The organism is Aeromonas encheleia (genome assembly GCF_900637545.1).
GTDB classification, from domain to species: Bacteria; Pseudomonadota; Gammaproteobacteria; order Enterobacterales; family Aeromonadaceae; genus Aeromonas; species Aeromonas encheleia.
In genome coordinates this window covers 3,115,333-3,140,032 of record NZ_LR134376.1, presented here as the reverse complement: position 1 = coordinate 3,140,032, position 24,700 = coordinate 3,115,333, and the positions used below count along the sequence as shown (strand labels likewise).

14 protein-coding genes and 1 pseudogene are annotated in these 24,700 nt (G+C 57.9%); 4 read left to right on the top strand and 11 right to left on the bottom strand.

Going from position 1 to position 24,700, the window contains the following annotated elements:
* Positions 1-82: 82 nt before the first annotated feature.
* Positions 83-1,186, bottom strand: a complete 1,104-nt coding sequence (locus tag EL255_RS14530; RefSeq protein WP_042655007.1) for a YdcF family protein — start codon at positions 1,184-1,186, stop codon at positions 83-85.
* A 202-nt stretch (positions 1,187-1,388) separates the two neighbouring features.
* Positions 1,389-8,486 (bottom strand): retention module-containing protein, encoded by a 7,098-nt coding sequence (locus EL255_RS14525; RefSeq protein ID WP_232018953.1) that lies wholly within the window; start codon positions 8,484-8,486, stop codon positions 1,389-1,391.
* A 566-nt stretch (positions 8,487-9,052) separates the two neighbouring features.
* Here EL255_RS14525 and EL255_RS21395 point away from each other — a divergent pair.
* Both EL255_RS21395 and EL255_RS14520 read left to right on the top strand, forming a co-directional pair.
* On the top strand, positions 9,053-9,211 hold the full coding sequence (locus EL255_RS21395) for a hypothetical protein (protein ID WP_157013119.1): 159 nt from the start codon (positions 9,053-9,055) through the stop codon (positions 9,209-9,211).
* A 136-nt stretch (positions 9,212-9,347) separates the two neighbouring features.
* On the top strand, positions 9,348-10,559 hold the full coding sequence (locus tag EL255_RS14520; RefSeq protein ID WP_042655005.1) for a NupC/NupG family nucleoside CNT transporter: 1,212 nt from the start codon (positions 9,348-9,350) through the stop codon (positions 10,557-10,559).
* A gap of 224 nt (positions 10,560-10,783) precedes the next feature.
* Here the strand turns inward: EL255_RS14520 and EL255_RS14515 are convergent, their stop codons facing one another.
* On the bottom strand, positions 10,784-11,026 hold the full coding sequence (locus tag EL255_RS14515) for a DUF3297 family protein (RefSeq protein WP_042655004.1): 243 nt from the start codon (positions 11,024-11,026) through the stop codon (positions 10,784-10,786).
* Between the two features lie 87 nt (positions 11,027-11,113).
* Here EL255_RS14515 and EL255_RS21640 point away from each other — a divergent pair.
* Positions 11,114-11,328 (top strand): annotated as a pseudogene (locus EL255_RS21640) (hypothetical protein); the annotation flags it as partial.
* Between the two features lie 145 nt (positions 11,329-11,473).
* On the opposite strand, the gene EL255_RS21475 reads toward EL255_RS21640, so the two are convergent.
* The 8 genes from EL255_RS21475 to EL255_RS14465 all read right to left on the bottom strand — a co-directional run bounded on the left by EL255_RS21475 (position 11,474) and on the right by EL255_RS14465 (position 23,308).
* Positions 11,474-11,746, bottom strand: a complete 273-nt coding sequence (locus EL255_RS21475) for a hypothetical protein (protein ID WP_197720899.1) — start codon at positions 11,744-11,746, stop codon at positions 11,474-11,476.
* 171 nt (positions 11,747-11,917) lie between these two features.
* The gene (locus tag EL255_RS14495) at positions 11,918-15,637 is read right to left on the bottom strand and encodes a reverse transcriptase domain-containing protein (RefSeq protein ID WP_197720898.1); all 3,720 of its coding nucleotides are present in this window, start codon (positions 15,635-15,637) and stop codon (positions 11,918-11,920) included.
* Between the two features lie 814 nt (positions 15,638-16,451).
* Complete coding sequence (gene trpA / locus EL255_RS14490) at positions 16,452-17,258, bottom strand: tryptophan synthase subunit alpha (protein ID WP_042655000.1); 807 nt, start codon at positions 17,256-17,258, stop codon at positions 16,452-16,454.
* Complete coding sequence (trpB, locus tag EL255_RS14485) at positions 17,255-18,448, bottom strand: tryptophan synthase subunit beta (RefSeq protein WP_042654999.1); 1,194 nt, start codon at positions 18,446-18,448, stop codon at positions 17,255-17,257. Before trpB ends, trpA begins: the two co-directional genes overlap by 4 nt.
* Before the next feature lie 84 nt (positions 18,449-18,532).
* Complete coding sequence (trpCF, locus tag EL255_RS14480) at positions 18,533-20,029, bottom strand: bifunctional indole-3-glycerol-phosphate synthase TrpC/phosphoribosylanthranilate isomerase TrpF (RefSeq protein WP_042654998.1); 1,497 nt, start codon at positions 20,027-20,029, stop codon at positions 18,533-18,535.
* Positions 20,029-21,042: an anthranilate phosphoribosyltransferase gene (gene trpD, locus EL255_RS14475; protein WP_042654997.1), complete on the bottom strand. Its 1,014-nt coding sequence runs from the start codon at positions 21,040-21,042 to the stop codon at positions 20,029-20,031. The genes trpCF and trpD overlap by 1 nt, the downstream gene beginning before the upstream one ends.
* Positions 21,043-21,051: 9 nt before the next feature.
* Positions 21,052-21,651 carry an aminodeoxychorismate/anthranilate synthase component II gene (locus EL255_RS14470; RefSeq protein ID WP_033129899.1) on the bottom strand — a complete coding sequence of 200 codons (600 nt, stop codon included), beginning with the start codon at positions 21,649-21,651 and terminating at the stop codon, positions 21,052-21,054.
* Entirely contained in the window at positions 21,644-23,308 is a 1,665-nt protein-coding gene (locus EL255_RS14465; RefSeq protein WP_042654996.1) for an anthranilate synthase component 1, read from the bottom strand. Before EL255_RS14465 ends, EL255_RS14470 begins: the two co-directional genes overlap by 8 nt.
* Positions 23,309-23,749: 441 nt before the next feature.
* Between EL255_RS14465 and rnm the strand changes: the two genes are divergently transcribed.
* Positions 23,750-24,631: an RNase RNM gene (gene rnm, locus EL255_RS14460; protein ID WP_042654995.1), complete on the top strand. Its 882-nt coding sequence runs from the start codon at positions 23,750-23,752 to the stop codon at positions 24,629-24,631.
* The last annotated feature ends 69 nt before the right edge of the window (positions 24,632-24,700 follow it).

Here is a 24,700-nt window from a genome sequence, read left to right as displayed (position 1 = left end):
GCGGGGCTGATGAGGGGACGAGAACAGGGGGAAAACAAGATACCCGCCAAGCGGCGGGTATCTGTCGATGGGGCCCAGGGGCCTAGCGTTCGATCAGCGGGGCCGAGCGGTAGCTCCACAGGCCGTAGGTGCGCAGGGCATCCCGGTAGATGCCGAGCAGCTCGCCGTCGCTCACCTTGGCCAGGGTCGACAGCGGCTGGTCCGGGTAGCTGACGCTGTCTATCTGGATCCCGGCCGGACCGCTCTGCCAGCAGGCGATCTCCAGCAGGGTCTGGCCCCGGCGCACATGGCTGGCGGAGCTCACCAGGGTCGCGTACTGGATCTGGTGGCGGGCGAGGGCATAGCCGCTGTAGAGGGCGTTCTCCACCGTGCTGGTGGCGTAGTTCTCCTCGATGATGCGCGAGCGGTCTATGCCCTTCTTCACCAGCCAGTCCGCCATCAGCTTGCCCTCGGTCTGGCGGTTCTGGGGCACGCCGCCGGTCAGTATGATGAGCGCGGCCGGGTTGGCCTGGGCCAGGGAGCGGGTGGTCTCCAGCCGGCCCAGCAGGATGTCGTGCATGCTGCCATCCGGATTGAGGGCATAGCCCAAAGTGACGATGGCCCTGTTGCCCGGCTTGGGTGAGCGCTCCCCCTGCTCCTTGAGCGGGGTGGCGTTGACCCGGTCAACGGTATCGAACAGGCGCTGCAGATCGGCGGCGCGCCCGCCATTGAGCTCGCTCACTCGCTTGAGATAGGTATCAGATTTGGCCTGATCGCCCTTGAAGCGCTGCCAGGTGGCGAGGTAGCTGTTGAGGTCCAAGTCGTCCGGCGCCGTGGTGAGGGCCTGCTCGAACAGGTTGATGGCCCGCTCCACGTTGCCGTTGTAGATCTGGGCGTTGGCCGCCGAGATGAGCAGATCGGTGCGATAGGGCTCGAGCTGATAGGCCTGCAGCAAGAGCTCGGTGACCCGCTCCATGTTGCTCGGCATCTTGGCGGTGAACCCGGCGGTCGAGACCCTGGCCGGTGACTTGAAGATCTGCCAGGCATCCGCCAGCAGCTGATCCACCACCTGGCGCTTGCTGATGTATTGATCGTAATTCTGCTCTTTTTGCAGGGAGCGTACCGGGGCAGCCCAGGCAATAGAGGGGAGAAACGCCGGCAGTGCCAACAGGCTGGCCAGGGTCAGGGAGAGTAGGGTCTGCTTCATGTAGGTCGGCTCGCAGTTGAGGTCGGTCAGGAGAACATGCCTCTTCGATCGTGGGGATGAGGGGAGAGTGGGATATTACTCCAGATCAGGATCTTAAACTGTGAGCGGTTAACTGTTTCGTGGGGTGTGAGCGGGGTTCAATGGGGCATGTCGGCATACAAAAAAGCCCCCAACGTTTGGGTTGGGGGCCTGGTTTGAGGGGTTACTGGATAAATTGCTGTTGTGACAACAGCTCATCAAATACCGGATTGGGCATGGTATGGCTGAGCAAGTCAGGGACATTGCCATCCGGCAGCGCCGACATGGCCGCACCTTCACCCGCAATACCCGGGGAGTCCTGCGTGGCCGGCGCCACCTGAGTGAGCAGGCTGTCCATCTCATCATGATCAAGCAGGTCGCCGATGGCTATCCCGTTTGCTGTCAGGCTCTCCAGATGGCTGGCAGGTGCCGCCGGCTGGCTGACGGGGAGCTCGATGAGCTCATCCTGCGCCTCTGAACCGAGCAGCGGGGCCGAGAGGGCAAAGGCGGCAGGCTTCTCAGCCGTCCCCAGAGTCAGCGGTGATGCGCTGACGCCACCTTGCAGATCCGTGACGTCGATAACCAGAGCGGTATCTGCGGTATCGCCATCACCGTCGCGCAAGGTGAGCAGGAACTTGTCCTGCCCATTCCCATGCACATCCTTGGCCTGATAGTCGTACTGCCCGGTTTCAAAGTTCAGTACCAGCTTGCCGTTGGTGGTATCGAGCGTCAGCTTGGCGCCATCGACCACCTTGTTGTCGGTCGCGCTGTCATGGATGAAGATGCCGCCCTTGGTCTGGTCATAGAAGTAGGTGCGGTCATCGTGGGTCAGGCTCTGCACCCATTCGCCCTCGATCGACTGCAAGGTGACATCACCCTGCAGTTGACCCGGCACCGATTCCGTCAGGATGTTGACGACATCGGCATCCTTTTCTACCAGGATGGCGGTGCCATCCTGGCCGGCCAGTGGCGTCAGGTACTCGAGTGACGAGCTCTGGCCTATGGCCAGCATGTTCATGCTGTCGAAGGGGTTGCCGTGTTTGTCCATGATGTGATCCATGGACTCACCCAGGATGAGGAACTGTTCAGCCTTGGTAGGCGAAACGGTACCCTTGAGCAGCTCCTGATAGTGCTGCTCCCCGCCCACTTCATCCGGGCTGATGCCACTCATCAGCCGGTCACGTATCTCCTGGGACTTGTATGAACCGTTGGTCCAGTAGCCGAAGTCGGAGGGGGCGCCATCGGAGAGGAAATAGAACTGCTTGTTGGTACCCTCCATGGCAACCTGATCCTGCGGGTTGCTCAGAATGGCATCGAGCTGGTTCAGCGCCTGATAATAGGGAGTCCAGCCTGATGGAACTATGGTGTCGAAGAAGGCCTGGATATCGGCAAGGGAGTGCAACCAGCCGGAGACCTGACCATCCGGATAGCCCGCATGAGTCGCAATCTTGAACTGCACCTCTCCCGCCTTGTCATATTGCTCGAACATCGCCTTGATGGCCTGCTGGGAAATAGACCAACGGGTTGTCCACTGGCCGTTGGCATCGTGCACGTAGTCTTTCATCGAGCCTGACATATCCAGCGCTATGATGACGGAGTTGGATTGTGGCTCCACATCGCCCACCGCATGACTGATGGTGCCGGGGGTGGGGGCGCTGTCGATGATGTCGACGATCAGTTTCCCCTGAGTAAGCTGGTTCCCGACCTGGATATTCATGTCGAACGGGAGGGAGAGCAGATCCTTGCCCGGCAGGCCATGGTCCAGCGGCCGGAAGAGATCCAACTGATAGGAGCCTTGCTGGGGATCCAGCTGCGCGACCAGCACGTTAACCTTCTGTCCCCCTTCCATGATGAAGCCTGTCAGCTGCAGGCCATCCTGACTGACCTCATAACTGAGGGGGTTGCCGCCGCTGTGCACCTCGGCCCCGCTCTGCTGGGTCGCAAAGCGGTAGTCATGAGGGGTTGCCTCATGGGCGCCCGGCAGCAGGCCCTCACTGTGAGCGGTGGCGCCTCCCGCCAGATCGCCTTCCTGCATCTCGACATGTAGCGGGGCCGTGCCGGAGAGGGGATCGCCGATGATGGTGATGGTGACCTTGGCCTGATCGGTTGCGCCGTGGATATCCCGGATGCTGTATTCAAACTCGATCGACTTGACCTCTCCCGGTTGCAGGTCACGTTGCCCCGCCGGCAATGTCTGGAGATATTTGGCTGCATCGAAGTGCAGCTTGCCATTCACCAGCGTGATGTAGTCCGGGTAGCTGCCCTCTACGATGGCGATCGCATCCTGATTGGGATCGGTGTCATTCTTCAGTACATCGAGATCGAGGCTGCCTGTCTCGTTGGTCTGGAAGGCCTGATCGAAGTGGGTCAGGTCTGCCGTCACCTTGGTGATGAAGTATTCGGAGCCTTGCGGATCGACGATGCCATCTTTGTAGCCAATGGCCGACATCTCAATGGTGTCGAAGTAGCGGCCGCCGGCCTCGATCTGGAGCGTCTGCTTCCCGCCAGAGGTGCCTTCAAAGACACCGGTTGCGATCAGCTCACCCTTATAGAAGGCCTTCCATACGCCGCGCTCACAGCCGGGCTCCCAGCCGCCATTGAAACGATCAGACCACAGATTCTTGATCTCGATGGATGCGTGATCGGCGACCTGCCCTTGCTGGAAGGTAAAGCGCATGGCTTCACTCTTGTTTTCGCTGTCCAGATAACCAAGCTGTCCCGCCTGCACCGCATCCGCATTGGGCTGCTCAATGTCTGACTTCACCCCGTAGCGATGATCACCGTCGCCGGTGTAATCCGACTGCTCGGCATTGGCGATCTTCAACCCGGTCGTCGCATCGATGACATAGTAATCGACCTTGATATCGCCACTGGTATCCCAGTTCTGGCCATCGAGCGTGACCGTCTGCTGGGTGCTGGCGCCATCGTCCCGGGCATCGGGCGCTTCGTTGGTGCCGGTGATGGTGACGGTAACGCTGTGCTCGGCGGAGCCATCGGCGCTCTTGACCACGAAGTGCTCGCTCGGCAGGGTCTCACCCTCCTTGAGGGCCTGTACCGCGGGGTCGTTGTTGTCGAGGTTATAGGTCCAGTTGCCGTCGGCATCGAGGCTGAAGGTGCCGTGGGCGCCCTTGACCTGGTCCTGGGGCTGGAAGCGGGCCTCGCCCTGATCGACGTCGGTGGCGACCAGCTTGCCGCCGGTGGTGAGGGTGACGTCTTCTTTCACCGCGCCCTGGTCAGTACCCGGGGTGGCGACGCCGATGCTGGCGTCGTCGTTGGTGCCGGTGATGGTGACGGTGACGCCGTGCTCGGCGGAGCCATCGGCGCTCTTGACCACGAAGTGCTCGCTCGGCAGGGTCTCACCCTCCTTGAGGGCCTGTACCGCGGGGTCGTTGTTGTCGAGGTTGTAGGTCCAGTTGCCGTCGGCATCCAGGCTGAAGGTGCCGTGGGCGCCTTTGACCTGGTCCTGGGGCTGGAAGCGGGCCTCGCCCTGATCGACATCGGTGGCGACCAGCTTGCCGCCGGTGGTGAGGGTCACATCTTCTTTGACCGCGCCCTGGTCAGCACCCGGGGTGGCGACGCCGATGCTGGCGTCGTCGTTGGTGCCGGTGATGGTGACGGTGACGCCGTGCTCGGCGGAGCCATCGGCGCTCTTGACCACGAAGTGCTCGCTCGGCAGGGTCTCACCCTCCTTGAGGGCCTGCACCGCGGGGTCGTTGTTGTCGAGGTTGTAGGTCCAATTGCCGTCGGCATCGAGGCTGAAGGTGCCGTGGGCGCCCTTGACCTGGTCCTGGGGCTGGAAGCGGGCCTCGCCCTGATCGACATCGGTGGCGACCAGCTTGCCGCCGGTGGTGAGGGTCACATCTTCTTTGACCGCGCCCTGGTCAGCACCCGGGGTGGCGACGCCGATGCTGGCGTCGTCGTTGGTGCCGGTGATGGTGACGGTGACGCCGTGCTCGGCGGAGCCATCGGCGCTCTTGACCACGAAGTGCTCGCTCGGCAGGGTCTCACCCTCCTTGAGGGCCTGCACCGCGGGGTCGTTGTTGTCGAGGTTGTAGGTCCAATTGCCGTCGGCATCGAGGCTGAAGGTGCCGTGGGCGCCCTTGACCTGGTCCTGGGGCTGGAAGCGGGCCTCGCCCTGATCGACATCGGTGGCAACCAGCTTGCCGCCGGTGGTGAGGGTCACATCTTCTTTGACCGCGCCCTGGTCAGCACCCGGGGTGGCGACGCCGATGCTGGCGTCGTCGTTGGTGCCGGTGATGGTGACGGTGACGCTGTGCTCGGCGGAGCCATCGGCGCTCTTGACCACGAAGTGCTCGCTCGGCAGGGTCTCACCCTCCTTGAGGGCCTGCACGGCGGGGTCGTTGTTGTCGAGGTTGTAGGTCCAGTTGCCGTCGGCATCCAGGCTGAAGGTGCCGTGGGCGCCTTTGACCTGGTCCTGGGGCTGGAAGCGGGCCTCGCCCTGATCGACATCGGTGGCGACCAGCTTGCCGCCGGTGCTGAGGGTCACATCTTCTTTCACCGCGCCCTGGTCGGCACCCGGGGTGGCGACGCCGATGCTGGCGTCGTCATTGGTGCCGGTGATGGTGACGGTGACGCTGTGCTCGGCGGAGCCATCGGCGCTCTTGACCACGAAGTGCTCGCTCGGCAGGGTCTCACCCTCCTTGAGGGCCTGCACGGCGGGGTCGTTGTTGTCGAGGTTGTAGGTCCAGTTGCCGTCGGCATCCAGGCTGAAGGTGCCGTGGGCGCCTTTGACCTGGTCCTGGGGCTGGAAGCGGGCCTCGCCCTGATCGACATCGGTGGCGACCAGCTTGCCGCCGGTGCTGAGGGTCACATCTTCTTTCACCGCGCCCTGGTCGGCACCCGGGGTGGCGACGCCGATGCTGGCGTCGTCATTGGTGCCGGTGATGGTGACGGTGACGCTGTGCTCGGCGGAGCCATCGGCGCTCTTGACCACGAAGTGCTCGCTCGGCAGGGTCTCGCCCTCCTTGAGGGCCTGCACGGCGGGGTCGTTGTTGTCGAGGTTATAGGTCCAGTTGCCGTCGGCATCGAGGCTGAAGGTGCCGTGGGCGCCCTTGACCTGGTCCTGGGGCTGGAAGCGGGCCTCGCCCTGATCGACATCGGTGGCAACCAGCTTGCCGCCGGTGGTGAGGGTCACATCTTCTTTGACCGCGCCCTGGTCAGCACCCGGGGTGGCGACGCCGATGCTGGCGTCGTCGTTGGTGCCGGTGATGGTGACGGTGACGCTGTGCTCGGCGGAGCCATCGGCGCTCTTGACCACGAAGTGCTCGCTCGGCAGGGTCTCACCCTCCTTGAGGGCCTGCACGGCGGGGTCGTTGTTGTCGAGGTTGTAGGTCCAGTTGCCGTCGGCATCCAGGCTGAAGGTGCCGTGGGCGCCTTTGACCTGGTCCTGGGGCTGGAAGCGGGCCTCGCCCTGATCGACATCGGTGGCGACCAGCTTGCCGCCGGTGCTGAGGGTCACATCTTCTTTCACCGCGCCCTGGTCGGCACCCGGGGTGGCGACGCCGATGCTGGCGTCGTCATTGGTGCCGGTGATGGTGACGGTGACGCTGTGCTCGGCGGAGCCATCGGCGCTCTTGACCACGAAGTGCTCGCTCGGCAGGGTCTCACCCTCCTTGAGGGCCTGCACGGCGGGGTCGTTGTTGTCGAGGTTGTAGGTCCAGTTGCCGTCGGCATCCAGGCTGAAGGTGCCGTGGGCGCCTTTGACCTGGTCCTGGGGCTGGAAGCGGGCCTCGCCCTGATCGACATCGGTGGCGACCAGCTTGCCGCCGGTGCTGAGGGTCACATCTTCTTTCACCGCGCCCTGGTCGGCACCCGGGGTGGCGACGCCGATGCTGGCGTCGTCATTGGTGCCGGTGATGGTGACGGTGACGCTGTGCTCGGCGGAGCCATCGGCGCTCTTGACCACGAAGTGCTCGCTCGGCAGGGTCTCACCCTCCTTGAGGGCCTGCACGGCGGGGTCGTTGTTGTCGAGGTTGTAGGTCCAGTTGCCGTCGGCATCCAGGCTGAAGGTGCCGTGGGCGCCTTTGACCTGGTCCTGGGGCTGGAAGCGGGCCTCGCCCTGATCGACATCGGTGGCGACCAGCTTGCCGCCGGTGCTGAGGGTCACATCTTCTTTGACCGCGCCCTGGTCAGCACCCGGGGTGGCGACGCCGATGCTGGCGACGTCGTTGGTGCCGGTGATGGTGACGGTGACGCTGTGCTCGGCGGAGCCATCGGCGCTCTTGACCACGAAGTGCTCGCTCGGCAGGGTCTCGCCCTCCTTGAGGGCCTGCACGGCGGGGTCGTTGTTGTCGAGGTTATAGGTCCAGTTGCCGTCGGCATCCAGGCTGAAGGTACCGTGGGCGCCCTTGACCTGGTCCTGGGGCTGGAAGTGGGCCTCGCCCTGATCGACATCGGTGGCAACCAGCTTGCCGCCGGTGGTGAGGGTCACATCTTCTTTCACCGCGCCCTGGTCGGCACCCGGGGTGGCGACGCCGATGCTGGCATCGTCGTTGGTGCCGGTGATGGTGATGGTGACCGTCGCCGGGGCACTCTGGTTGCCATTGGGATCGGTGGCAATATAGGTAAAGGAAACCTGCTGGGTTTCCCCTTCTTTAAGGGATTGGAACTCTGCAGAGGGGGTATAAATATAGCTTCCGTCGGCATTTAATATCAGCTGGCCCCGATCTACATCCGTCACTAGGGAATAGCCTTGGGGATTAATACCGTCATGATCGGGATCTTGTGCTGCGGGTACTTGAGCATAAAGCGTCGGGGCATCTTCCGAAATAATATGTGATTGGTCAAATGCGATCGGATCGTGTTCAGCCTCTTCGGCAGTCAGCTCCCCCAATATATCCCGATACCGAATAAATTCGGGTGCGTCATGTGCCGTGTCAAACCCGGCGTTGGAAATAGTCGCCTGATTGGTGCGCTCGGTCACTATGGCGCCGGCATTGCCGGAGCCGGCGGCGATACCTGATGCATCGCCGCCACTGGCGGTGGCCTGAGCGACCTCGGTAGGATCCTTGCCATCCAGAATCGCTTGCTGGAGCTCGGCAAGTTCCTGCTGTTCCTCTGGCGACAGTGGCTCGGTGTCGAAACTGATGGCGGCTTGCGCCTTGTCGGGCGCATCAGAAACCGGTGCCGGCGGGGTGAGTTCCACCTCGGACTTGGACACTAGCAATACCCCTTTGGGTATTAAGTCTCCAACCTGTACCGTTTTTATCGAGCCATCTTTTAACACTACCCAAGACTCGCCTTGAGCATGGGTAATTTCCATCGGTTGATCGAGCAGGATTCTGAACATATGACGTGTTTTCCTAATAGACTGAACTGTTTTTATATTTTTATTATTACGAGTGTGATGCCACGAAAAGGCGCTCATTATATGAACTGGCATTATCGTTCAGACGTAAAATAAAGTTTTTTTAAGGATTTAAATGGAAAACGTTTTTAAATTGCTCTTTTTTAGGGTGATTTCTGACTTTCTTGATTAAAAATCAATGAATTATATTTTTATACCTCTTTATGGATGGGTTTGGTCGTCCATGGTTGTGTCTGCTTTGTTGCAAGGTTGCTGGTTATTTGTGTTGTTTTGGTCTGAAGGCATTGTTTACCATGACGCTGTGAAAAATAAGCGCTGTTAAAACAGCTGGATCCGGCACCAGGTACAGGGGGCCGGCAGGACCAACAGGCAGCTTTTGTCCGGCCAGGAGGAGGTCGCCCGCATTGCTTGTGTATCAGCATCACCGCGAGGACGCGTCTTAGCAGATGCCTGCAGTCGTTGTAGAGTCTGCCTGGTAGAGCGCAGAGCAGGGGCATCCCGATACCGTTTCGGGTGGGTCTATGCCAGACAGGCAAAAAGTTGCCGATGCGAATCGTTTTACCGCTTTTTCTGTGACGGCGATCACTGTAGCATCGCCGCCCGACCTGCTAGTTGGCCGCAATATCCTCGCGGCGGCGCTGGCGTCACCCGATACTCGCCGTCACCCGGAACGTGAATGACCCCAGGATGGGACCCGCCACTAGCCAGCAGGTTTGTGGTCTGTGTATCGCGTGGTCGGCACACTTCCCGCCTGACTGTCCCGCGATGCCCCTCTGCAGACCTGCCGTATGAATCTCCTCTCTTCATAGGTGCAAGATGACCCTGTTATTGAGTCTGGTCGGTATGTTGGCCCTGATGTTTATCGCCTGGCTGGCGAGTGAAAATCGCCGTGCCATCCGCTGGCGCACCGTGCTGGGCGCCCTGGCGCTGCAGATAAGCCTGGCCGCCCTGGTGCTCTACTTTCCCCCGGGCCAGCTCCTGCTCGGCGCCATGAGCAACGGCGTCTCCGCCCTACTCGGCTTCGCCGACAGCGGCATCCGCTTCGTGTTTGGCGATCTGGCCAGCAACGGTTTCATCTTCGCCGTGCGGGTGCTGCCGCTGGTGATCTTCATCAGTGCCCTCATCGCCGTGCTCTATCACTTCGGCATCATGCAGTGGGTGATCCGGGTGCTGGGGGGCGGCATTCACCGCCTGCTCGGCACCAGCCGCGCCGAGTCCCTGGTGGCCACCGGCAACATCTTCCTCTCCCAGGGGGAGTCGCCGCTGCTCATCCGCCCCTTCCTGGCTGGCATGACCCGCTCAGAGCTGTTTGCGGTGATGACCTGCGGCATGGCCTCGGTGGCGGGCTCGGTGCTGGGGGGCTACGCCGGGCTCGGCGTGGATCTCAAATACCTCATCGCCGCCTCCTTCATGGCGGCGCCGGGCGGCCTGCTGATGGCCAAACTGCTGGTGCCGGAGCAGGAGCGGGTGCGCGAGCAGGACGAGATCACCCTGGACAAGAGCGACTACAGCAACGCCATCGACGCCCTGGCGGGCGGCGCCATGGGTGGCATGAAAATCGCGGTGGCCATCGGCACCATACTGCTGGTGTTTGTCAGCGTCATCACCATGATCAACGCAGGTTTTGCCACCGTCGGGGGCTGGTTCGGCTGGGCCGATCTCTCATTGCAACTGCTGCTGGGCTACCTGTTTGCCCCCGTGGCCTGGCTCATCGGGGTGCCGAGCGACGAGATGATGGCGGCCGGTTCCCTCATCGGCCAGAAGGTGATCATGAACGAGTTCGTCGCCTATCTGGACTTTGCCAGCATCAAGGAGAACTTGAGCGCCCATAGCCAGATCATCATCACCTTCGCCCTGTGCGGCTTCGCGAACCTGGGGTCGATCGCCATCCAGCTTGGCTCCATCGGTACCATGGCGCCGGAGCGCCGCCAGGACGTCGCCCGCATGGGTCTCAAAGCCGTGCTGGCCGCCACCCTGGCGAACCTGATGAGCGCCACCCTGGCGGGGATCTTCGTCTCGCTGGGTTGATGCATCGATGCCCGGCAAGCCAGCCGCAGCAATAAAAAGCCCCGTCTCGCTTTAAGGCAAGACGGGGCTTTTTGTCGCCAGTAGCTAATGGCTGGAGGGATCGGGCTTGGCGATCCCATGGCGCTGCCTGCCGGCAAGTGCCGCACAAAACAAGACACCGGCGCGAGGCCGGTGTCTTGGGATCACAGAGTCGAGCCCCTTGTCAGGGCGCGGCGGCAATGCGCTTAGGCGTAAAACGCCTCGACGGTGCCCTTGACGGTGATCAGCATGGGGTTGCCATAGCGATCCTTGGCCTTGGGGGAGGGGATCTTCACCCAGCCTTCGCTGATGCAGTACTCCTCGACATTGGTGCGCTCCTTGCCGTTGAGGCGAATGCCGATCTCGTGCTCGAAGCACTCCGCCACATGGTGCGGGCTGCGCGGGTTGGCCGCCAGATGGTCGGGCAGTGCGGGTTTGTTGTCGCTCATTTTATAGACCTGAGTTTGATAAAAAGTGGGTCATTGTAGGCAATGCCCGCCATGGGCTCAAGGCTGGCGGTGTGCCGTACCGTGTGCTTCTTTGCTCCATGGCTGGCAATCCCAAGGTTGCCCCCTTCAAGCTAGAGGTTTATCTCACCGCCCGTGGCCAAGCTGTGCTCTTCTCAAAGCTCTACTGGGTTTGGTTGTCGGGAATTATGTTGATGCTGGTATTGATGGGGAGGCTGGTGTGGGGTAGGGGGGTGGTAGTAGTGGGATGTGAAGTGATTGCAGGATATATTGTGATTAGGTAAATAGAGGGCATCATTCCAGCCACAAATTGCTCTTTATATCCCCGGGGGAAACCAAATTAGGTAAAAAGGACACCCATCTTCCTGTGCGTTGGCTATGCTACGTCTTGCTCAGAAAGATGGAAGCCCTAATTTTTGTTGCTATGTTTTAATCTGTTTTTTGGCTTAACTGAATGAGATCTAGAATTGGTTCGCAATAGAGTTTTTCATCAACAGCCTTTGTTTTCTTGAAATGTTCGGAATGAAAATTCAAATGTTTGGTAATTGTTTTACTCCATGATTTATCTTTCAAACTGTCTTTGACATCTATCACTCTCTCAAAGCAGAACAGCATTCTGGAAACATACCAAACATATTTGTCGTACATGGGGTCTTTCTCAGAAGTTGCACTATAGCCTTTTGCAAATTGAGGGTTTTCCATCGCTAATCGTAAATATTCTTGATAAGCAGTATCTGCGACTGTTTTTTTGCGATTTCTTTATTTTCATCAATGGTTTTCCTTGCAATTAAAATTGCCCAGATGGCAATGCAACCACTTACTAATGGAGATAATATTGTGGCTAACTTCACTAGATTATCCATCTTTACACCCTTAGTGCTTTCGATTGAAACCCGCCGGTTCTGCTTTTGTTTTTTTGTATTCTATAACTTTGCGTCTAAATGCTGCTAGGTCAATATCTGCAGTACTAATGGCGATTTGGCCTGTTCCATGTGCATGAGATATTAACTTGTGATGTTTTTCTTTGTATGGGGCTTGCATGGTTGAACCTCCATACTCCCCTGTATTTGCTATGATAATGTGCTGATACATGTGCCATTGGAGTGCAGATGCCATGTTATCAAAGGTGTTGACATCTTTGTTATACGCAGAGATGACAAACATGTCAGTTTGGTCTCTTAAATCAGCAGCTAATTTAATATCTGTCGCATCGTAACAGATAGCTCCAGTGATCTTGAATGGTCCTTCTGGACTGCCCTCAATTTCGATGACATGTTGGCACGGTCGATATCCTTCAATATTTAAAGATTTCTCTCCTGGTGTCATGTGAAGTTTTCCTTGATCTCGCACGCGCCATTGCATACCAAACTCTGCTTTATCTGGTATTATCCAGCGGGCTTTATTTATAACTTTACCATTATGCTCGCTGAAAACGAATCCAGCAAAGACAATTGACTTGGTTCTAAGTGCAAGACCTCGTATGATGTCTTCATCATCAGGATGTACTGCTAATTCTGAAAAAACGATCAAATCAGCGGTGCTTTTATAGTTTTTTTGTTCAACTCTTAGTTTTGCTCTCAATGTTTGCTCTGTTAACTTACACACTTCGGCTAAATGTTCACGGTGTTTCCATCGAACATCTTTATTGTCCAACGTTACATCCGAACGATGAAAGTGTATTTCTTTTGGAAATAACTGCTGGACAGTTACAACTCGGAATAGATTTGCTGAAAGTTCTGGTCGGTTAATTACGGTAGGTAATGTTGGAACATTGGATGCCACACACACTCTAGAGTTTAGAGCATCTAATCTTTCCTTCAAACAAATTTTAAAATCATTCAAGCTGCTTATTGACAATATTTCTTTTTCTTCGATATATGATGAAGAAAAACCTGGCCATTGAAGACCATGCTGGAGTAGATGAGTAAACCAATCACTAATTGTCCCAAAAGAGCCAACAATAGATTCAGGTGATTGTAACATTCCCATTCGTCTTTTGAGCCATTGAGTTCTGATGCCAGAATATCGGTCATCTTCATAACTCAAGTTATTTCGTTGAGTGAAATCAATGTTACCTAATGCTGCCCCTCGTAATATACTACATATCCAATATATTTTTCTTTCATATTGATAACCTTCATTATCGTTTGCCAACCATTCTGGAGTCTCGTATCTTGGATCATATGAGCTAAGACTCATCTCTTTGGGGTCTGGAATACAAGTTAGTTCTGTATCTATTTTCCATAAATCACACCATGATTTTCCAGACTGTATCTCCACTCTTAGTTCATGAGGTGAAAGTTGATAGCCATCTTTCCTCCAAAACTTAGACTTTTCTCTCTCCACTACATCTATCAGCGCAAGTCCTAGTTTTAGTAATGAATGTTCATGTTTGAAAGGGTTATCTTTAAAGGCGGCAATAGTTGATAGATAATGAGAGTTTCCATTTGGACTCAAGTTGATTTTTGGTGAAGCCCATCGGTATTTAGCTATAAGTTCCTCATTATTGTTATTTAAAAGTTCATTCCAGATAGCATTCCAGAACTTGCCGCCGCGAAAGGCATATGAGTCTAAAATTTTATTTAGAACTGACGAGCTAGACTCATGTAATAGTAAAAAAGAAGCATTAGCTTTATAGTCACCAGTTATTTGTGCAGCTATTTCGAATAAATATCCATCAAAAAGACGAAGTTGATTAAATTGTTGTCTCATAATAACTTTATGTAATTTTGCTATATTTTTATCTCTTCTCTTTATGCTAATGAATGGTTTTTTTATAACTGCTAAATAGAATAATGCTTGTTTGTAAATATAGCTGGGTAAATCTGATTTACAAGACAGTAATTTTTGAGCCGCGATTGTAGTCTTGCTAAACAAAGGGTTGTAATCATTAAGTTGAAAAGTATTAAGTTTTATGTAAATATCCGTAACGCTCCTGAAAATATCTGACAACAAGTATGTCATTATATATACTTCTTTTATATCGGCGCTATTTATGGCCTTATTAAGAATGAATTCTAGTATATTTTCATATGCAGGAGTTGATGGGTGTATTTCTATCGCCTTGCGAAATAAGACCATGTTAGATGGGTCTTTTAACCAAGTGGATATTAACTTATTGGAAACAACGCTAGCTTCATTTTCTAAAATGAAGTTTTCGTTTGGAGATATTAGCTTGCTTTTGCTCATTAATGCCGAGCTTAGTCTATGTGCAGAAAACCTATGCAAAGAGTCTACTTTTATTACACTGCCCAAGTTAAGGTCGGGGAAAACCTGCTCAATATTTTGAAGTGTATCATTGTGGTCTATCTGCAGTAATTGTTGAAGTGCTGGGATATTTAAATCCAATGTATGTCGTTCTGCAATACACGAAGAGCCAATTTCACTTTGTATTTCATTTACTCTGTTAGTTAAACTGCTCCAGTTATCGAGAGCCGACAATTCAAAAATTTGAGTTTTTTGACTGTTTACTTCTAAGTAAGGTAATTTATTTGAGGCGTCTTTTGGGCTTTGTTCCAGGTCTTCGTCAAGAACATGCTGTATAAAATCCTTAATTGTGCTCTTGATGTACTCTTTAGTTAATGACACGCCAGAAACGACAAATCTAAGGTCATCTACATACCTGCAGTAGTCATGTATGTAAATCTCACTATCATTTATTTTCTGTCTTAGGTTATTAATTATCTTTTCATCAAACCTTATAAGGTAAGCGTTAGACAAGGCCCCAGAAGAGGCAAGTCCTTGTGGCAATCCTATTGGACCTGAAAAGTTTAATTCATCAGATATTTTTTTTGACTCATCAGTCCAGCTCCATTGGAATAAATCTAAAGTCTTCTTCCAGAATACATCATCATAAACATATGCTTCATCTTCCAAATCTTTATAGTGGGTGGTAACTATCTCCTCTAGTTTCTTAATGAGTAATTCTAGCTTTATAGAGCCATAAAAGTTCTTTAGGTCTAAGTGAATGATATAAACTTCATCGGCAGTACTTACTTGTTCTCTAATTTTTCGTCCGATCGATATCGGTCTTTGTAAAAATGAGCGATAGTCTGAAGAATATTTCCGATAAAACTCACTACCGCCCCACCGGAATCTAGCAACCTCTCCCTCCCAATCACAAAGTAAGCGATTACCATAACTAACAACTTTGTTTTTAATGTGTTCAGAGTAATCTTGCTCGGATAAAGAACAGTTTTTTTGCCGACTTTCCAGTGCATCGGCAAGGCACATCAGTACAGTTGTCGCTATGGTTTGGTCTCTAATAGAAATGTCAGCTAAAGGACGCAACGTTCTCTCACTATCGTTCAAAGTCCACTCGCCATTTTTAATCGTCCATTTTGCAGATTTAGGTGCAGGGATGAGGTTCAGTTTTACACTTGTAAAGTGTCCGTTTGAAATTTTATTTGACCAAGATTTTATTGCCGAATCAATAATTAGAGTGTATTTATCGAGAGATAATAAATCAGCGTACCAATTGTAGTTTCTGACAAACCCATCTGATTTTTTCCAAGCTAGCCCCAATATGTAATGGTCATATAAATTAGAATGGATTGGTTTTAAATTGTAATATTTTCTATCCAACTGTTTCATTTTGTACCTATTGGTCTGATTCTTAATTTGTTTTATATCTAGAGAAAGCTCGTTATTTGAGGGGCTACTATTTTTTGGCAAGGCTACCGCCCCTGAGTGACAGCTCCCAGTTCGCTGCTTTTAACCTGTGAGATAGCAACAATCGCTGTCATGGGGCTCTCCCTAGAGATGGATTGTCGTTTGGCTATCTTAAGGGCTCTGTTCGGGGCATGGGAAGAAGAGGTTGATAAAAATCTGAGCAGGTTCAACCAATTAGTGATAAACAGCTGCTTTAGATTGGTTGCTGGGTTAGCAGAAGAGTGGGAGTTCCCCTCACCCCAACCCTCTCCCAAGGGGAGAGGGGGTTTGTTCATGGTTACGCGGTGGTGAGGGTTGGCACTGTCTTGTCTTGATCCCCCTCTTATTCGCTGAGGCGAGGCCTCTTGTCCAGGCCGCGAGGCAGGATGCCGAGCGAGCGCCGTTGGGCCATGGACGGCCCATCGGCGCGTGCCATTGGACAAGAGGGTGAGCCGAAGGTACCCGACGTCAGTCGGGCGAATAAGTGGGGGTGGCCTTTCTTTTGGTGACTTTTCTTTGGCCACGCAAAGAAAAGTCACTCGCCCAGGCCCGAAGGGCGGGCGAAACCCCGTCGAGGACGGAGTCCTCGCATCCTGCGTGGCAAAGCCGCGCCACCAGATCAACTCCGCGATCGTCTGATTATGCTTCGCTAATCAGACCTACAGATAAGCCAACCTCTGACACCGGATAACAAAAGGGAGCCTATCAGGCTCCCTTTTCTCAGACACGGCCAATGGCATTTGGCTAATGCCATTCCTTATCGATTGGTCGCGGCCTTCATCCCTTCCACAAACTCTTTCAGACGAGTGAGCATATGTTCCGGGTTCTGGTGGTGGGTCTCGATGATCTTCACCACGGCGGAGCCGGAGATGGCACCGGCGGCGCCGGCCTTGATGGCGTCACGGACCTGGGCCGGTTCGCTGATGCCGAAACCGAGCAGGGCAGGCGGCGCCTTGAACTCGCGCAGGGTATTGATCAGGCCATCCACCGGCATGCCGGCCTTGGTCTCGGCGCCGGTCACGCCGGCGCGGCTCACCAGATAGGTGTAACCGCTGCCGAGCTCAGCCACGGCCTTGAGGGTCTCGGTATCGCCGTTGGGCGGCGCGATGAAGATGCTGTCGATGCCGAAGCGATCGGCCGCCGCCTTGTAGGGCTCGCACATCTGCACCGGCACGTCCGCTACCAGCACCGAATCCACGCCTGCCTGCTGGCACTTCTCATAGAAGCCGTCGATGTGGCGCACATAGACCAGGTTGGCGTAGACCAGCAGACCGATGGGGATCTGCGGGTACTTGGCGCGCACCCTGGTGAGCAGCTCGAAGCAGCCATCCGGGGTGGTGTGGCTCGCGAAGGCGCGCAGGGCCGCGCCCTGGATGGTGGGGCCGTCCGCCACCGGGTCGGAGAAGGGAATACCGAGCTCGAGGGCATCGGCGCCCCCCTCGACCAGCGCATCGACGATGGCCAGCGACAATTCGGGAGTGGGATCCCCCAGCATCACGAACGGCACGAAGGCGCCCTGATTGACGGCATCCAGACGGGAGAAGAGTTGTGCGTAGCGATTCATGACAGGGTTCCTTCTTTTTCGAAGATATCGGCGACGGTGAAGATGTCCTTGTCGCCACGGCCGGAGAGGTTGACGATCAGCACCTGCTCTTTCTCGGGTTCGCTGCGCGCCATCTTGAGGGCGTGGGCCAGGGCGTGGGAGGACTCCAGCGCCGGGATGATCCCCTCGGATTTGGCCAGCTCCTGGAAGGCGTCCAGCGCCTCCTTGTCGGTGATGGAGACATAGTCGGCGCGGCCGATGGCGGCCAGGTGGGCGTGCTGCGGGCCGACGGAGGGGAAGTCCAGCCCCGCCGAGACGGAGTAGGACTCCTGAATTTGACCCTGCTCGTCCTGCATCAGGTAGGAGTGCATGCCGAAGAAGACCCCCTTGCTGCCGTGACCCAGCGGCGCACCGTGCTCGCCGCTCTCGATGCCGTGGCCACCGGGCTCGACCCCGATGAGGCGCACCGAGGGCTCGTCGATGAAATCAGCAAAGATGCCGATGGCGTTGGAGCCGCCGCCGACGCAGGCGATCACGGCATCGGGCAGCCGTTCTTCTTTTACGAAGCACTGGGCCTTGGCCTCCTCACCGATCATCTTCTGGAACTCCCGCACTATGGTGGGGAAGGGGTGCGGACCGGCGGCGGTGCCGAGCAGGTAGTGGGCGCTGTCGTAGTTGGCAGCCCAGTCGCGCAGCGCCTCGTTGCAGGCATCCTTCAGGGTGGATGAGCCCGAATGCACCGGTATGACGGTGGCCCCCATCAACTTCATGCGAAACACGTTCGGCTTCTGCCGCTCGCAATCCTTGGCACCCATGTAGACCCGGCACTTGAGGCCGAGCAGGGCGCAGGCCAGGGCCGTGGCGACCCCGTGCTGACCGGCGCCGGTCTCGGCGATGATCTCTTTCTTGCCCATGCGTTTGGCGAGCAGGGCCTGGCCCAACACCTGGTTGGTCTTGTGGGCGCCGCCGTGCAGCAAGTCTTCGCGCTTCAGATAGAGGCGGGTCTTGGTGCCCTTGGTCAGGTTGCGGGTCAGGGTGAGCGGGGTCGGGCGCCCGGCGTACTCGGTCAACAGCTCCTGAAACTCGGCGATAAAGGCCGGGTCATCCTTGGCATCGACGAAGGCCTTCTCCAGCTGGAGCAGGGCGGGGATGAGGATCTGGGGCACATACATGCCGCCAAATTCACCAAAAAACGGGTTAAGCAGGGTCATGATCTATTCCTTGTTCAGATTCATTAAAAACTTAAATATCAAAAATTCAGCATCAAATTCGGTGCCGTCAATGCGGCAGGTGCGTCACAGCTTGCGCAGGGCGGCGAAGGCGGCCTCAAGCTTCTGTGCATCCTTCTGGCCCGGGGCGCTTTCCACCCCGGAGTTGAAATCGAGGCCGAGACAACCCACCTCTGCGGCACGCAGGGCGTTGTCGGGATTGAGGCCCCCCGCCAGCATCAGGCGAGATTTATCAAGGCTTGCCAGCATGGCCCAGTCGAACGCCTGACCGGTGCCGCCGCTCTGGCTGCCGACTTTCGTATCGAGCAGCAGCCGATCCGCCGGATAGTCGAGGGCGGGCAGCGGCTCGCCGCTCGTGACACCGACCGCCTTCCAGATCTCGCAACCCTCGGGCAGCAGAGTACGCAGCGCCTCGATATAGGCGGCGTCTTCATCCCCGTGCAGCTGCACCGCGGCGAGCCCGAGGGCCTCGACCGTCAGGGCTATGGTCTGGGGCTGGGCATTGCGAAACACCCCCACATAGTTGAGCGGGGCGCCGGCCATCACGGCACGGGCGCCGGGGATGTCCACGTAGCGCGGGCTCTTGGCCACGAAGATAAGGCCGCCAAATACCGCACCTGCCTGATGGGCGGCGGCGGCATCTTCGGCGCGGGTCAGGCCACACACCTTGTTCTGGCCGAGGGTGAGCTTGCGCACCGCGGCCTCCAGATCCGCCTCCTCCATCAAGGAGGAGCCTACCAGGAAGCCCTTGGCATGCTGGCGCAGGCGGGCGACCTGGCTGCGATCCCGGATGCCGGATTCGCTGATCACCACGCGATCGGCGGGAATGTCGGCGGCCAGCTGGCCGGTGCGGGCGAGATCCACGCTGAGATCGCGCAGGTCTCGGTTATTGATGCCGATCACCGGCGCCCCCAGGGCGATGGCGCGGGTCAGCTCCTCTTCGTTGCTCACCTCGGTCAGCACCCCGAGGCCCAGCTCCTTGGCAACCTTGAACAGGGCGCGGTAGCCCTCGTCGGTGAGCACCGAGAGCATCAGCAGGATGGCGTCCGCCTGATAGTGGCGAGCCAGATAGACCTGATAGGGGTCGATCATGAAGTCCTTGCACAGCACCGGTTGGCTGACCCTGGCCCGCACTCTTGGCAGGAAGGCGAAATCCCCCTGGAAGAACTTCTCGTCGGTCAGCACCGAGATGGCGGTGGCGTAACGGCCATAGACGTCGGCGATGGCCTCCAGATCGAAGTCATTGCGGATCAACCCCTTGGAGGGGGAGGCCTTCTTGCATTCGAGAATAAAGCGGGTGCCGCCGGTGCGAAGTTGCCCCTCGAAGTCCCGATCGCTTGGAGTGAGCGCGGCCTGGAAGCTCTCCAGCGGCTGCGCCTGCTGGCGGGCCGCCACCCACGCCTGTTTGGCGGCCACTATCTTGCCGAGTATGGTCTGGTTGATGGAGGCCATGTTCAGGAAGCCATGGGGGGCAATAAGGTCTGACATCTCGTTATCCTTGCGAAGCTGGCTACTGCCTTGTGGGCTCTCTTGTTGGGCGCTGTGCTGAGCGGTGACTGGCATCATGCCTCCTGATGGCTCAGGGTGGCGAGTGCCTGGGCGAGCGCGCTGGTCTCGCCGCTGGCCAGCTTGGCCAGCACCAGGGCGGCGGCCTGCTTGAAGTCCGGGGCCTTGCCCGCCATCACCAGCAGCGGCGCCACATTGGCGGCGATGGCGGCGTTGTGGGCCGGGCTGCCTTCGCCGGCCAGGATGGCGGCGGTGATGGCGCGATTCTCTTCCGGCTCCCCCCCTTGAATGGCGCTGACCGGGTAGGTCTCGAGGCCAAAGTCGGCCGGGGTGAGCAGGTACTCACGGATCTCACCGTCACGGATCTCGGCCACCTGGGTCGGGCCGTGGATGGCCACCTCGTCCAGCCCGGCGCCGTGTACCACCATACCGGTTTTCAGTCCCAGTGCCAGCAGGGTTTCGGCGATGGGGCGCACCAGCTCGGGGGCATAGACTCCCATCAGTTGGTAGCTGGGGCGGGCGGGGTTGATAAGCGGCCCCAAGACGTTGAACAGCGTCCTGGTTTTCAAGGCCTGACGCACCGGCATGGCGTGGCGCACCCCGGCGTGATACTGGGGGGCGAACAGGAAGCAGATGCCGAGCTCGTCCAGACAGCGGCGGGCCAGCTCAGGGCTCATGTCGAGCCTGATGCCCATCTTGTCCAGCAGATCGCTGGAGCCCGACTTGCTCGAGACCGAGCGGTTGCCGTGCTTGGCCACTTTCAGGCCGCAGGCGGCGGCGACCAGCGCCGAGGTGGTGGAGACGTTGATGGTGTTGAGGCCATCACCGCCGGTGCCGACGATGTCGCAGAAGGCGTAGTCAGGGCGCGGGAAGGGACGGGCCTCGGCCAGCAGGGCGTCGGCGGCACCGGCGATCTCCTCCGGGGTCTCCCCCTTGAGCTTGAGGGCGGTGAGCAGGCTGGCGAGCACGATGGGATCCACTTCGCCGCGTACCACCTGACCGAAGGCGTCACGGGCTTCGTCGCGGGAGAGAGACTGCCCCTGATAGAGGGTGTTGAGATGATGATGCATGGGGTCTCCTTACCGCACGTGGCTTTCTGGGCGGGTGATATGGGCGAGCGCCTGGGTGAGCAGGCGGGCCCCTTCGCTGGTCATGATGGATTCCGGGTGGAACTGGAAGCCCAGCACCCGCTCGTCCCGTTGCTCGATGGCCATGGGCATGCCCTGGTAGTGGGCAATCACCTGCAGCTCTTCCGGCACATAGGTGGCGACCAGCGAGTGGTAACGGGCCACCGGCAGCGGGCTCGGCAGGCCGGCGAAGGCGCCGTGGCCATGGTGCTCGATGAGGGAGCGCTTGCCGTGGACTATCTCCTCCGCCGCGCCGACGGTGCCGCCATAGGCTTCGCACAGCGCCTGATGACCGAGGCAGATGCCGAGGATCGGCACCCGGCCGCGGGCCAGCTTGATGAGATCGATGAGGCAGCCGGCCTCGTGGGGGGCGCCCGGCCCCGGCGAGAGCACCAGCACCGCATCCCCGTCACAGGCTTCGATCTCCTGCATGATGCGGGTCGCCGGCAGGCTGTTGCGGTAGATGCGCACCGGGTAGCCGAGGGTGCGGAACTGATCCACCAGGTTATAAGTGAACGAATCGAAGTTATCGAGCAGGAAGATGTTAGTCATGGCGCGCCGCCTTGGTTTTCTCGGACTGCTGGTGTTCTTGCAGGCTGAGGGCCTGCAGGGAGGTGCCATGGCTGGCGGCGATGGCGGCCAGCACGGCGGCGGCCTTGGCACGGGTTTCGTCCGCTTCCATCTGGGGCTTGGAGTCATAGACCACGCCGGCACCGGCCTGGACATGGGCCACGCCCTCCTTGACGAAGGCGGAGCGGATCACGATGCAGGTGTCCATCTCGCCTACGCCGTTGAGATAGCCGACGGCGCCGCCGTAGCTGCCCCGTCTGCGACCTTCCACGGCGCGAATGAGCTCGCTGGCGCGCAGCTTGGGGGCGCCGGTGAGGGTGCCCATGTTCATGCAGGCCTGATAGGCGTGCAGGGCATCGAGGTCGGCTCTCAGGGTGCCGACCACCCGGGAGACCAGGTGCATCACGTGGCTGTAGCGATCCACCTTGAGCAGGTCCTTCACGTAGCGGGTGCCCGGCTCGGAGATGCGGGCGATGTCGTTGCGGCCGAGATCCACCAGCATCAGGTGTTCGGCCACCTCCTTCTCGTCCTGGCGCAGCTCCAGCTCGATGCGGCCATCCAGATCCAGGTTGATGCTGCCATCCGGATTGAGGCCACGGCGGCGGGTGCCGGCGATTGGGTACATCTCCACCTGGCGGCTGGCGGCTTCAAACTTGACCGCGCTCTCCGGCGAGGCGCCAAACAGGGTGAAGCCCTCATCCTGCACGTAGAACATGTAGGGGCTGGGGTTGGTCTGCTTGAGGCGGCGGTAGGCGGCGATGGGCTCGGGGCAGGGCAGGGAGAAGCTGCGTGAGGGCACCACCTGGAAGATGTCGCCCCGGCGGATGAAGCCCTTGAGCCTCTCCACCTCGGCGCAGAACTGCTTGTCGCTCTTGTCGACGCAGAGCGCGCCGGTCAGCGGCTGGGTCGTCTGCGGCCGGGGTTGTGGCTGCTGACAGGCTTGCTTGAAGCTCTCGAGCCGGCTGAGCAGACGAGCGTAGCGCGCCTCCTGCTGGCTCTCTTCCTGCTCGTCGTCGCCACTGTTACCGCCAAACAGGCAGGCCACCAGCTGGGTGCTCTGTTTGATGTGATCTATGGTGATCAGGGTCTCGGCCACATAGAAGCAGTAGTCGGGGCAGTCGTTGCTGCCTTCCGGTACTTCTGGCAGATCCTCGAACGAGGCGATGAGGTCGTAGGCGAAGCTGCCGGCCATGAACAGCGCTTCTTTACCTACTGGGCATTGCAGTTGCTGTTGCAGGGTGCGCAGCACGTCCAGCACGCTGATACCCTTGAGGCGGCTGTCTTCGTCAAGCTCCCGATCGGAGGCCGGGAACTCGAGGTGCAGCTCCCCCTTCACCAGGCTGCGGCGGATCAGGGCCGGCAGCTGCTCGCCGAGCAGGGTCTGCAGCTGGGCGCCGTTGTCGTTGAGGGCGCGTACCTGCACGGTGCGGCCACGGCACTCGATGCGCAGGCAGGCGTCCACCAGCAGCAGGCTCTGGGTGCCGGCCTTGGAGTCGATCTCTACCGATTCCAGCAACAGGTTGTTGGGGCGGCCCTGGCACAGCTGGCTGTAGAGCGCCAGGGGATCGGTGACATAGGGGGCATTGAGCCTGAGGGTATCGAATTCGCCCAGGGATAACCGGGTCTTGCTGGCTGTCATAATGCGTTCCCTTGCGTGAGATGGTGATGACCGATATTCATGACGTTGCATACCTCGAAAAAATGCCTTGAAAATTAAGGTGGTTCAGGCGGTTTCAGTAGGGTCGCCATCGCCAGGTCTGTGTGCTGGTCTGAATTCTCGGTTTCATCACATGTCCATTTGCCGGATAATAAAAAAGCCCGCTGGGGTCAGCGGGCTTTTTCTCTGGGTTCTTAATTTGCTGTCAGATTACAGGTACAGCAACGACCACACGCCCGCATGTTAGGGAATGTGCCACCACCAGTTCTGGTTCAGGGTGATTGTCGTTTGCATGATAGAATCCTGTAACGTTCTGTTTGCAGTTGAAGTGTCTACAGAAAACGATAAAGCCGCGGCCAAGTCAAGTCGCTTTTTTGCCTTCTTTTTTCCAAAGTGGCCTGTTCATGAGAGCGAAATAAGCCGATGAGATTCGATCTTCACTGTCATACCACCGCCTCCGACGGGGTGCTGACACCCCGTGACCTGGTGCGACGCGCCGCCGAGAAAGGGGTCGAGGTGTTAGCGGTCACTGACCACGATACCCTCGCCGGGCTTGATGAGATCCGCGCAACGATCAAAGCCGAGCAGTTGCCGCTGCGGCTGGTGAGCGGGGTCGAGATCTCCACCGGTTGGGAGCATCACGAGATTCATATAGTGGCGCTGGGAGTGGATGAAAAAAATCCGCAACTGATGGCCTTTCTGGCCGCCCAGCTGGCCCGCCGCGAGGCGCGCGCCGAGGAGATAGGGCGCCGTCTGGAGAAGTGCCAGCTGCCTGGCACCTACGAAGAGGCCAAGGCCCTGGCCGGTGACGCCGCCGTGACCCGCGCCCATTTTGCCCGGGTGCTGATGGCGCGCGGGGTGGCCGACACCATGCAGAAGGTATTCAAGAAATACCTGAGCCGGGGCAACAAGGGCTATGTGCCTGCCGAGTGGCTCGAGATGGCGGTTGCCATCGAGGCCATTCATGGCGCCGGCGGCCTGGCGGTGCTGGCGCACCCCAGCCGTTATGGCCTCACCGCCAAGTGGATCAAGCGGTTGCTGGTGGCCTTCAAGGCCGCCGGGGGGGATGCCATGGAGGTCTCCTTGCCCCAGCAGAGTCCCCAGGAGCGGGCCAACCTGGGCCAGTGGGCCAAGGAGCACGATCTTTACATTTCGGTGGGATCGGATTTTCATTTCCCCTCCAACTGGACCGAGCTGGGCCGCCACCTCTGGCTGCCCAAAGAGGGCATGCCACTCTGGCTGGGGTATCCCGGCCATTTCGGTCTCACCACCGAGGAGCATGCCAGCCTGCTGGCCAGCCGCTGACGGCGGCGCGGATCCGGCGGGTTCGACCTTCGGCGCGAGCGAGTCTGCGTCAAAGGGGTTAAGGTAGTG